This is a genomic window from Prosthecobacter sp. (assembly GCF_046154365.1).
GTDB lineage: Bacteria > Verrucomicrobiota > Verrucomicrobiia > Verrucomicrobiales > Verrucomicrobiaceae > Prosthecobacter.
The window spans coordinates 23,655-35,239 of sequence record NZ_JBJXFV010000181.1 but is presented as its reverse complement, the minus strand read 5'-3'; the positions used below and the strand labels follow the sequence as shown (position 1 = coordinate 35,239).

The window sequence follows — 11,585 nt, the reverse complement described above, 5'->3', positions numbered from 1 at the left end:
CATGCCGAGTTCATCCACAGTCGCCGCCAGTTCCACAGGGCGGCAGCCAGTCTCAAACGCGTCATGTCCCGAGAAACGTCCCTTGCTCAGCTTGGAGCCGCCGCGGAAACCTTCACGCGTCACGCTGGAACAGGCGCAAGCCCAGTTTCAACGGCACAAAGCGCAGGCATCCGGCTCATAGGCGGCATTAAAGAGATTGCCTCACGACCACCGGACACGCACGGCAACGAACACAACTGCTGGCACATGACCGACACAGACAGCGGCGGTGTAGCGCGGAATTCCGATTCCGCGAAGGGACCGACTCGGAATCAGAATTCCGAGCTACAAAACGCCTCCTCTCACTCTGTTGCCGTTGATCGAAGAGAGTGGGGTAATGCGGGTTAATCTCACGCCAGCAGCTTCGTCACCAGCTCGCCCGCGACTCCCGTGAGCCTCATGTCGAGGCCTTGGAAGCGCTGGTTGAGCTTCGTGTGCTCGAAGCCGAGCAGATGCAGCAGTGTGGCATGCAGATCGTGAACATGCACCGGATCTTCGGCGACGTTGAAGCCGAATTCATCGCTCTGGCCGAGCGTGAAGCCCGGTTTCATGCCGCCACCGGCGAACCACATGCTGAAGCAGTTCGGATGATGATCGCGGCCATCGCTGCCGCCCTGCACCATCGGCGTGCGGCCAAATTCGCCGCCCCAGATGACGAGCGTGTCTTCCAAGAGGCCGCGCTGCTTCAAATCGCGAATCAAAGCGGTGCAGGGCTGGTCGGTGAGGCCGCATTGCTGCTTCAAGCCACCGACGAGACCGCCATGGTGATCCCAGGCCTCGTGAAAGAGCTGCACGAAGCGCACACCGCTTTCGATGAGGCGTCGCGCGAGCAGGCAGTTGTTCGCGAACGACGCCTCGCCCGGCTTCGCGCCATACATGTCGAGGATGTGCTGCGGCTCCTTCGAGATGTCCATCAGCTCGGGCGCGGTCTGCTGCATGCGGTAGGCCAACTCGAAGCTGTTGATGCGGCTGGCGATCTCAGGATCGCCGACAACGCCGAGACGTTCCTCGTTGAGCTGCTTCAAAACATCCAGCGTGTCACGCTGCGTCGCGTCATCGACACCCTTCGGATTGTTCAAGAACAGCACTGGCTCGCCGCTGCTGCGGAAGGGCACGCCCTGATACACGGTGGGCAGGAAGCCGCAGCCGAAGTTGCTCATGCCGCCGCTGGGGCCTTTTTGGCCGCTTTGCATCACGACATAGCCCGGAATGTCCTGATTCTCTGTGCCCAGACCGTAAAGCGTCCACGCACCGAAGCTCGGCCGACCGAAGATCTGCGAGCCGGTGCTCATCAAAATCTGCCCCGGCGCGTGATTGAAGGCGTCTGTCTTCATCGAGCGCACAATCGTCAGATCGTCGGCGATCTTCGCCGTGTGCGGCAGCAGCTCGCTCAATTCCGCACCACACTGACCATGCCGTGCGAATTTGAACTTCGGCCCCAGCAGCTTGCTGTTGGGATTGATGAACGCGGCACGATAACCTTTGAGCAAGTCCGGCGGCGGCAGCTTGCCGTCCCACTTCGCGAGTTCGGGTTTGTGGTCGAACAGCTCCAGATGGCTCGGCGCACCGCCCATGAAGAGATAGATCACGCGCTTCGCCTTCGCCGGGTAATGTGGTTTCTTGACCGCCAGCGGACTTACCGGCGCCGCTTTGGCCGCCAGATCCATCGCCGCAATGCTCGCCAGCCCCACGCCGCACTCTTTGAAAAACCAGCGGCGGCTGCGGTAGCGGACGTATTCGGCCTGGAGTTCGTGGCGGAGGTTCATGATCTCAAAGGTGCCGATAAATCGGCTGTTAGCGAGACTCTCTATCGCAGTGGCGGCACACCACAATCCCAGCGGCGGTTTTGTCCATAATGTCATGAAGGATCGCCAGGCCCGCCCTCGTTCACAGCGCCGCCATGAAGCTCCTGAGCCTCCTCCTTTCGTCATTCTGCATTCTGCATTCGTCATTTTCGGCTGATAAGCCGAATATCCTCTGGCTCACCAGCGAAGACCACGGCCCGCACATGGGCTGCTACGGCGACACCTTCGCCACCACGCCGAACATCGACGCCCTCGCGGCGAAGGGCATGCTCTTCAAGCGCGCGTGGTCCTGCGGCCCAGTCTGCGCCGCAGCGCGCACCACCATCATCGCGGGCATGTTTCCGCCCTCCACCGGTGGCGAACACATGCGCAGCATGACGGCGATGCCGAAGGGCACGAAGATGTATCCGCAAATCCTTCGCGAGGCCGGTTACTACTGCACGAACAACAGCAAAGAAGACTACAACCTCACCAAAGCCGAAGGCGTGTGGGACGAATCGTCCGGCAAGGCGCACTGGAGGAGTCGCAAGGACGGCCAGCCCTTCTTCGCCATCTTCAACGAGACCTGCAGCCACGAAAGCCAACTCCGCAAACGCCCGCACGAGGCGATTCATGATCCCGCCAAGGTCCGCGTGCCTGCGTATCATCCCGACACGCCCGAAGTGCGGCAGGATTGGGCGCAGTATTATGATCAGGTCACGCTGGCCGATGCCTCCGCCGGGAAACGTCTCGCTGAACTCGAAGCAGCCGGTCTCGCCGCCGACACGATCATCTTCTATTACGCCGACCACGGCAGCGGCATGCCGCGCAACAAGCGCTGGCCCTGCAACTCCGGTCTGCACGTCCCCATGGTCGTTTATTTCCCGCCAAACTGGAAACACCTCGCGCCAAAGGAATACGCCGCCGGTGTGAAGTCCGACCGCCTCGTCAGCTTCGTCGATCTCGCGCCCACGCTGCTCAGCATCATCGGCGTGCAGCCGCCGGAGTGGATGCAGGGCCACGCCTTCGCCGGACTGAATCAAACCGAGCCTCAACCCTTCATCTATGGCTTCCGTGGTCGCATGGACGAGCGCATCGACACCGTGCGCAGCCTCACAGATGGCCGTTTCGTCTATCTGCGCAACTACATGCCGCATCTCTCGCAGGCGCAGCATGTCAGCTATCAGTTTGAAACGCCCAGCACGCGCGTCTGGCGCAAAGCCTTCGACGACGGCAAGGCCACACCCGAGCAAAGCATCTTCTGGCAAGAGCCCAAAGCCGCCGAAGAACTCTACGACCTGCAAAGCGATCCCGACGAGGTCCACAACCTCGCCGCCAATCCCGAGCACGCCGAAACCCTCGCCAAGTTGCGCACCGCACAGGAAAACCTCGCGCTCAAGATCCGCGATGTCGGCCTGCTGCCCGAAGGCGAGATGCATCAGCGCTCTGAAGGCACCACGCCCTACGACATGGCGCACGATGACGCTTTATATCCGCTCGCCCGCATCCTCAAAGCCGCCGGTTCAGCCTCGTCGATGAAGCCCGATGCCCTCGCCGATCTCAAAGCTGGTTTCGCCGACAGCGACAGCGCCATCCGCTACTGGAGCGCCATGGGCGTCCTCATGCGCGGCAAAGACGGACTGACTGCCGCGCACGGTGAGATGGTCAAAGCCGCCAACGACAGCTCCACCTACGTCGCCGTCGCCGCCAACTGGGCGCTCGCCAAACACGGTAGCGAAGCCGAGCGAGCCATCGCGCTGCCCGAACTCGTCAAACTCGCCAACTGGAGCCAGCACAACGTCTTCACCGCCATGAGCGCCCTCAATGCCATCGGTGATCTCGGCGACAAGGCCAAGCCCATCGCCGAGCAGCTCAAAGCACTTCCCGCCAAAGGCGAATCGCCCGACGCCCGCTTCGCTGGTTATGTCGCTCGTTTGCTTGCCGACCTGAACGGTAGCAAACCTGCCTTTGAAGACGCCGGGGAGCCTCCCGCGAAGAAAAAGAAGAAGGCGAAGAAGTAATCCGCCCGCACACGATTTTTTGCTCCCATGAAACGCCGCACCTTCCTCAAATCCGTTCCCGCCGTTGCCGCTGCCACTCAGCTTTTGCCCGCGCAGGATGCCACGCCGCCGTTTGGCGCCGAGTTTCCGATGTTGGACTCCCAAACGACGGGGCAATGGTGGAATCGTGCAGTCACTGCGGCTCCGGCGACGAATCCGGAGGCCAAGGGAAAAGCGAAAGGCAAAGGCAAGGCCAAGGGCAATGCGGGGCCGATTGTCGATCTGAACGTGCCGCGTGATCAGGTCGTGTGTTTTGCCATCTACACGCATGATCGCGGTGTGTTGAAGGTTTCCGCGCAGTTGTTTCCGCTGAAGCCGGATGAAGCACGCGAAGCTCGCTTGGAATTGAAACGCGATGGCGAGTGGAAGGAAATCACGAAGGCCGAGGTGTTTTATCCGGGCTGGGACGCGCATTTCCGCGTCGAGGGCTGGGACAACACGCAGACCGTGCCCTACCGCGTGCGTCACGGCGAGCAGGCGATGTTTGAAGGCACGATCCGCCGCGATCCCATCGACAAAGATGAGATCGTCATCGCCAACATGTCCTGCAACTCCGCGCGCACGAAGGGCGGCAGGCCGGAGATCGTGCAGCATCTCATCGCGCAGAATCCCGATGTGCTGTTCTTTGCCGGCGACCAGACGTACCACCACACCGAGCACACGGCGGGCTGGATCGAGTTCGGAATGCAGTATCGCGATGTGATGAAGGATCGCCCGACGATCTGCATTCCTGACGACCACGATGTGGGCCACGGCAATCTCTGGGGTGAAAACGGCAAGCGCTCGACGATTCCCGGCGATGCGGACGGCGGTTATCGTTATCCGGTCGAGTACGTAAACCAGGTGCAGCGCGCGCAGTCGTGGCACCTGCCCGATCCGGTCGATCCAGCGCCGGTGGATCGTGGCATCACGGTGTATTTCACGCGCATGCGCGTCGGCGGCGTCGATTTCGCGATCTTGGAAGACCGCAAATTCAAGACCGGCCCCGCAGGCAAGATTCCGCAGATGGGACCACGGCCCGATCACATCAACGACGAGAAGTATGATCCCAAAACCATCGACCTGCCCGGCCTGCAACTGCTCGGCGAGCGCCAGATGAAGTTCCTCGGTCAGTGGACGCAGGACTGGACCGGCGCAGAGATGAAGTGCGTGCTTTCCGCCACCGCCTTCTGCGGCGCGGTGCATCTGCATGGCAGCCCTGACAACCGCCTGCTCGCCGATCTCGACTGCAATGGCTGGCCGCAAACCGGCCGCAACGAAGCCCTGCGCGAAATACGCCGCGCACGAGCCACGCATCTCTGCGGCGACCAGCATCTCGCCGTCTCAATGAAGCATGGCATCGACGCGTTTGGCGACGGTCCCTACGGCTTCACCAGTCCGGCGCTCGTGAACACGATCTACGGCCGCTGGTGGCATCCAAAGGACGAGCAGCCCGGTAAAAATCCCGTCGCAGGCAGTCCGTTGCCTTGGACCGGTGATTTCAAAGACGGCCTCGGCAATCTGATGTCCATCATGGCCTACGCGAATCCCGAGGACGTGCAGGACGAGAAAAAACGCGCCGATGGCTACGGCCTCGTGCGCTTCCACAAGAAGCTCAATCAAGTCACCTTCGAGTGCTGGCCGCGTTTCAACGAGGGCAAACAATTCCCCGGCTGGCCGATCAACGTGAACAGCGATGACAACGATGGTCGTATTCCCGTCGCGTGGCTGCCGGAACTCCTGATCGAAGGTGCGGAGCGTCCCGTGATCCAGGTGATCGCCGAAGCCAATGGCGAAGTCTTGTACACGATTCGCGCCAGAAGCAGCCACTTCCAGCCGCCGGTGTATGCGCAAGGCTCGTTCACTGTGAAGATCGGCAAAGACAAGCCGGATGCGCAGACGCTGACGGGGTTGCAAGCTGCGGACAAAGCCAGGGCAGGATCGAAGACGGTGAAGGTTTGAAGCAGACTCAGCCCTGCTTCAGCAGCGACTCCAGCGCCTGCAAATTCTCCGCTTCATCAAAGATGGCCCGCACTGGCACGGCGAAGCCAGCCACGGCTTCGCTCACCAAGGCGCCGGTCGCCGCTTTGATCTTGAGATGGTAGCCCTCGGGCCGCCGCACATACTGCTCCACGATTTCCGCATCGGCATCGACGATCCAGTATTCGCCCACATGCTGCTCGTAGTCCTCAAACTTCACGCCACGGTCATGTTTCGCCGTGCTGTCTGACAAGACCTCCACCGCAAGGTCTGGCGGCGGGAACAGCATGGTCTTCGGATTGAACGCCGCCGCCTTCTCCCTGCTGAAGAACACCACATCCGGCTCGTAATCATTGCGCGGAAACTTGCACATGCATTTCTCGGTGTGGACCACGCCCAGTCGGCGGATGCTCACAAAGGTGTCCAGCAGCTTGGTCAGATGCTTCACCGCGTAGAGATGACGGTTCATCGCGGGCGAATGCATGATGACCTGGCCGTCGATGAACTCCCATTTGCCATCGTCGGAGACTTCATCGTAGAACTTCTGCCGCCGCTCAGCCTCCGCGCGGAGATGCTGCTCGATCTCCCGGAAATACTCCGGCAGACGCGGTGAATGCAGAATGGGTTCGAGCACGGATTCCATGACAGCAGAGTTTACCGGCCCCTTGCCGGTCTTCAAGCCTGCGTTCCAGGCCAGGTGCATTTCCGATAGCGTCCCGTGCAAAAACGGGCTTCCCGCCGTGCGTTGGTTCCGCTAGCATCTCCAACCACCATGAAGCGCCTCCTCCTCTGCCTCGCCGTCATTTCAGCTTTCAGCTTTCAGCTTTCAGCTTTTTCCGCCTCGCCCCTCCGCGTCTTCATCCGCGCTGGCAAAAAATCCCACGGCCCCGGTGCGCACGACTTCCCGCAGTTTTTGAAGGAATGGGTGCCCATGCTTAATGAGCGCGGTGCCAAGGCCGATGGTGGTATGGAATTCCCGACGAAGGAGCAGCTCGATAAGACCGACGTGCTCATCCTGCACGCGCAGGAAGCGGGGAACATCAACATCGGCCCGGATCGCAAGAACCTCATGGAGTTCATCGCCCGTGGCGGTGGCGTCGTCACCATCCATGCAGGTGCGGTGTCGCGTGATCACGAGTGGTTCAAGTCAATCATCGGCGGTTCATGGAACTTCGAGCACACCAAGTGGCTGGAAGGCCCCATGCACCTCTACTTCACCGACAAGGAGAACCCCATCACCAAGGACATGTCGAACTTCGCCATGGACGACGAGATCTACTACGACATGGACCTGCTGCCCGAGTGCAAGATCCTCGCCGGAGCCTACACGCCGAAGCCCGCTGGCCTGCGCAATGAAAAAGCCGCCAAGAAAGCCGAAGAAAGCACCAAGGGCGGCAAACAGGTCAGCATCTACGACATCCAGCCGCAGATCTGGAGCTACGAAAAGGATGCCTACCGCGCCTTCACCTGCATCCCCGGCCACTATCACAAAAACTTCAGCCATCCCACCATGCGTGCCCTTTTGCTACGCGGCATCGCCTGGGCCGGCAAACGCGAAAACGCGGACGAACTCTGCAGGCCCGACGAACTCGGCGATAGCCTCCGCTACGTCGAAGGTGGCCCGACTCGCCCGGAAAAAGCCGCCGAGAAGCTCGAAGTGCATCCTGAGTTCGACATCTCGCTCGTTGCCGCCGAACCGCTCATCAACAAGGTCATGAATGTCGATTGGGACGAGAAAGGTCGCCTCTGGGTCTGCGAAACGCCGGAGTATCCAAACGGTCGTCGCGAGTTGAACGTGGAGAAGTGGAAGGACTCCGGCTCCTGGACCAAAACATACGACCGCGATCCCACTGACCGCATCTCCATCCTCACCGACACCAATGGTGACGGCATCATGGACAAGAAGCATGTCTTTGCCGACAAGCTCGAACTCGTCACCAGCTTCTGCTTTTACAAAAACGGCGTCATCGCCTGTGCCGCGCCGGACATCTGGTTCCTCGAAGACACGAATGGCGACGAAGTCGCCGACAAACGCACGAAGCTCTACACCGGCCTCGGCACCGGTGATACACACGCTGTCATCAACAACCTCCGCTGGGGCCTGGATGGCTGGGTGTATGCCACGCATGGTTACAGTGCGGGGGATGTTGAATGTCTTGGGAAGAAGCCGGGAAGTGCTCAGTTCTCAGTGCTCAGTGCTCAGTCGAAGGACTCCAAGCCCGCAGCCAATACTGAGCACTTGGCACTGAGCACTGAGCACTCCGCCCCCGTCCGCATCGGCAGCGGCGTCATCCGCTTCAAACCCGACGGCACCGAGATCGAGCAATACGCCTCCAAAGGCGGCAACACCTGGGGCCTCGACATCACCTCCGACGGCCAGGTCTTCTTCACGCAACCCACCAGCGGCACCGTGCTCTATCATGCCGTGCTACCCGAGTATGTGCTGGCCAAAGGCAAGATCCCCGGCACCAACAGCTACAAAGGCATGATCACCGGCCAAAAGACCTTCCCGCTCATGTCCTGGCCCGAGCAAGCCTACGTGCAGATCGACTTCGTCGGCAGCTTCACCGCCGCCGCTGGCTGCGCCATCTATGAAGGCGGCGCCTGGCCCGAGAAGTGGAACTACAGCTACTTCACCACCGAACCGACGCTCAACATCGTCCATCACCAGTTCGTCGAGAAAGACGGCGTCAGCTACAAGACGCACAAAGAAGCCGGTCGCGAAGAAACCGAGTTCATCCGCAGCAAAGACCTCTGGTTCCGCCCCATCGAAAACCGCGTTGGTCCCGATGGCGCACTCTATGTCGTCGATTTCTACAACCAAGCCGTCATCCACAATGACACGCGTGGTCCGATTCATGGTCCCGCGAATGCCGCCGTGCGTCCCGACCGCGACCACTACTTCGGCCGCATCTGGAAGGTGCAGCACAAGCAGGCGAAACCGGTTGCCGGAAGCTTTTATCATCATGGTTCGGATTCCAAGGGCACGATGGGCAGTGCTGCGCTGAAAATTTATGAATCAAAGGGTGATTCGCTTTCAACCTTCAAGTCGGCACAGGATGACTGGACGCGCTCGGCTGTGATCGCGGCTGCGGCCGATCATGCGGAAGAAACCATCGCTCAGGCACTCGCATCGCCAGAGGGTGTCGAGACACTTGTAAGGTCCCTGCTGCCGTCGATGAAATCGGCGGAAAATCTGATCAAAACCGCCGCCAACGCGGACGCGAAAGCCTCCGCTCTTAAGGTCATCCTTCTTCAAGGCATCGCTCAGCAGGTGAATGAAGCCCCCGCACTCACTCCGGCACTCACCGAGGCATTTAAAAAACTCCTCGCAGATCCGAGCACCGCAGGTGCCGCATTGCCGCTCGTCACGAAGTGGGACAAGGCCGGCGCACTCGCTGGCGAAGTGAAAGCGCAGCTCGCCAGCCTCGGCGCGAAGCTTTCCGACGACAAAGCACCCATCGAAGCTCGCATCAGTGCTGCTCAGGCGCTGATCGGTGTCGGTGGTGAGTTCGGAGTCCCGGCTTTAGCCGGAACAGACGCTCCCAAGGCCTTGCAGTCAGCGATCATCACAGCGCTGGATGAAAAAGGGGCGGCTCGAGATCTTGTCGGTATTTTTATCCGCCTAAAGGCGGGACTCCAAGCGGAACTACGAACGCAAGCCTTCGACGCCATCCTCAAGCGGCCCGAGTCCTCGCTCGCCATGCTCACGGCGATTGCGGATGGCAAGATTGATCCGAAGGACATCGGCCCTGGCAACATCGCGCGGTTGCGCACGCATCCGAACAAGCAGGTGGCGAAGCAGGCGAACGCGATGATGGACAAACTCAATCCCGGCGCGAAGGCGAAGAACGAAATCATCGCCAAACTCACGCCCGAGGTCGAAAAGCCCGGCAATTTGGCCAATGGCAAGGCCATGTTCACCGCCACCTGCGCCGTGTGCCACAAGCTCGGCGACATCGGCAAGGACGTGGCCCCGCCGCTGGTCGGCATGGGCGCGCATGGGCCGGCGGAGCTGCTCGTGCACATCGTGGACCCGAACCGCGAGGTCGATCCGAGCTTCTGGGCCTGGAACGTCACCAAAAAGAACGGCGACGTGCATGTCGGCGTCATCACCAGCGAAAACCAGGCCAGCGTGAACCTCCGCAACCAGGGCGGCGACGTGGAAATCAAGAAGAGCGACATCGCCACGCGCGAGAACACGCGCCGCAGCCTCATGCCGGAAGGACTCGACGCTCTCGGCCCCGAAGTGCTGCGCGACATCCTCTCCTTCATCTGCGGCAGTGGTGATCAGAAATTCCGCGTCATCGACCTGCGCACCGCCTATAACGCCGACAGCCGCGTCGGCATCTTCCGCGGCGAGGAGTTCAAGGATGAAACCGTCACGCTGCACAAGTTCGGCAACGTCACCGTGCATGGCGTGCCATTCTTCATCATGGACCCCGAAAAATCGCAAACGGGTGCCAGCTTCATCGCGCTCAAAGGCGGCGGCAAAGGCACCGTGGCGAATAATTTCCCCGCCAAGGTCGAAATCACCACCAATGCCACTGCCGCGAGCCTGCATCTGCTCGGCGGTGTCGGCGGTTGGGCCTGGCCCTTCGGCGGTGATGGTAAGATCGGTGAACCGGCGATGACCGTGCATGTCGATTACGCCGACGGCGACCAAGAAGCCATCGTCCTCAAAAACGGCGAGCACTTTGCCGACTACATTGGCCGCGCCGAAGTGCCATTGAGCGAAGACACCGGCGACTTCACCCGCCGCGGCCAGCTCCGCTATCTCGCCATCAATTTGAAGAAGAAGGCGCAGCTCAAAAAGCTGACACTCGAAACCAGCGGCGGCATGCTGACCCCCTGCACCGTGGCGATCACCGCGAGTAGTGTAGGCGTCTCGCCTGCAACCAGTGCCCCGGGCATTTTGCCCGGCTCTGGGAAAGCGGGCAGAATGCCCGCAGCACCCGCGTCAGGCGGGACGCCCGACCTACAGCCCAAATCCGGCGGCCCTGGCGATGGCCCACTCGTTCCTGCCACGCCGGTGAACTGGGAGGCGGGCAAGACGAAGGTGCTCGTCATCGGCGGCGGCAGTTCACATAACTTCGCCGAGTTCTTCGGCAAAACGGATGTCACCACGCTCAAGGCCGCCGGTTTCACGGTGCATTACACCGAAGACCGTGATCAAGCCGCCACCGAACTCGCCAATGCCGACGTGGCCATCATCAGCGTGAACCGCAAATTCTTCGACACCGCCGTGTACCGCAAAGCGCTCTTCGATTTCGCCGCCGCAGGCAAAGGCATCGTCATGCTGCATCCTGGAACTTGGTATGGCTTCGGCCAGTGGCCGGAACTGAACGCGCAAATCGTCGGCGGCGGTGCGCGTGGGCATGACAAGATCCATCCGTTTGAGGTGAAAGCCGTGAAGGCCGATCATCCGATCATGCAGGGAGTCCCGCCGAGCTTCACCGTCGAAGACGAACTCTATTACGTGAACGCCGAGCCCGACAAAACCCCACCCGGCACCGCCAAGATCACCGTCCTCGCCGAAACCAGCCCCAGCGACAAATTCAAGGCCTCACACCCCAGCGTCTGGATCACCGAGCACCCGAAAGCCAAGATCGTCGGCATTGCGCTCGGCCATGATGCGCGGGTGCATGACTTGAAGCCCTACCAACAGCTTCTCATCAATGCCTCGAAGTGGAGCAGCGGGAAGTGAGCCGGAGCGCGAGTATGGCGTAGCCTACTCGCCTCT

The 11,585-nt window shown here is 60.8% G+C and carries 5 protein-coding genes; 3 read left to right on the top strand and 2 right to left on the bottom strand.

From position 1 onward, the window contains the following. Positions 1-389 precede the first annotated feature (389 nt). Positions 390-1,805, bottom strand: a complete 1,416-nt coding sequence (locus ACKVY0_RS22980) for a DUF1501 domain-containing protein (protein ID WP_409217194.1) — start codon at positions 1,803-1,805, stop codon at positions 390-392. Between the two features lie 134 nt (positions 1,806-1,939). On the opposite strand from ACKVY0_RS22980, the gene ACKVY0_RS22975 reads away from it, so the two are divergent. Beyond that, positions 1,940-3,844, top strand: coding sequence for a sulfatase-like hydrolase/transferase (locus ACKVY0_RS22975; RefSeq protein ID WP_409217193.1), 1,905 nt, complete (start codon positions 1,940-1,942; stop codon positions 3,842-3,844). Between the two features lie 27 nt (positions 3,845-3,871). Then, positions 3,872-5,824 carry a hypothetical protein gene (locus ACKVY0_RS22970; protein WP_409217192.1) on the top strand — a complete coding sequence of 651 codons (1,953 nt, stop codon included), beginning with the start codon at positions 3,872-3,874 and terminating at the stop codon, positions 5,822-5,824. A 7-nt stretch (positions 5,825-5,831) separates the two neighbouring features. On the opposite strand, the gene ACKVY0_RS22965 is transcribed toward ACKVY0_RS22970, so the two are convergent. Then, a complete protein-coding gene (locus ACKVY0_RS22965) occupies positions 5,832-6,485 on the bottom strand; it encodes a Uma2 family endonuclease (RefSeq protein WP_409217191.1) in 654 nt (217 codons plus the stop codon). 129 nt (positions 6,486-6,614) lie between these two features. On the opposite strand from ACKVY0_RS22965, the gene ACKVY0_RS22960 reads away from it, so the two are divergent. Then, a complete protein-coding gene (locus ACKVY0_RS22960; RefSeq protein ID WP_409217190.1) occupies positions 6,615-11,549 on the top strand; it encodes a PVC-type heme-binding CxxCH protein in 4,935 nt (1,644 codons plus the stop codon). The last annotated feature ends 36 nt before the right edge of the window (positions 11,550-11,585 follow it).

Coding starts and splice junctions, on each gene's coding strand:
- ACKVY0_RS22980 (WP_409217194.1), bottom strand. CDS start 1,805: ATGAACCTCCGCCACGAACTCCAGGCCGAATACGTCCGCTACCGCAGC.
- ACKVY0_RS22975 (WP_409217193.1), top strand. CDS start 1,940: ATGAAGCTCCTGAGCCTCCTCCTTTCGTCATTCTGCATTCTGCATTCG.
- ACKVY0_RS22970 (WP_409217192.1), top strand. CDS start 3,872: ATGAAACGCCGCACCTTCCTCAAATCCGTTCCCGCCGTTGCCGCTGCC.
- ACKVY0_RS22965 (WP_409217191.1), bottom strand. CDS start 6,485: ATGGAATCCGTGCTCGAACCCATTCTGCATTCACCGCGTCTGCCGGAG.
- ACKVY0_RS22960 (WP_409217190.1), top strand. CDS start 6,615: ATGAAGCGCCTCCTCCTCTGCCTCGCCGTCATTTCAGCTTTCAGCTTT.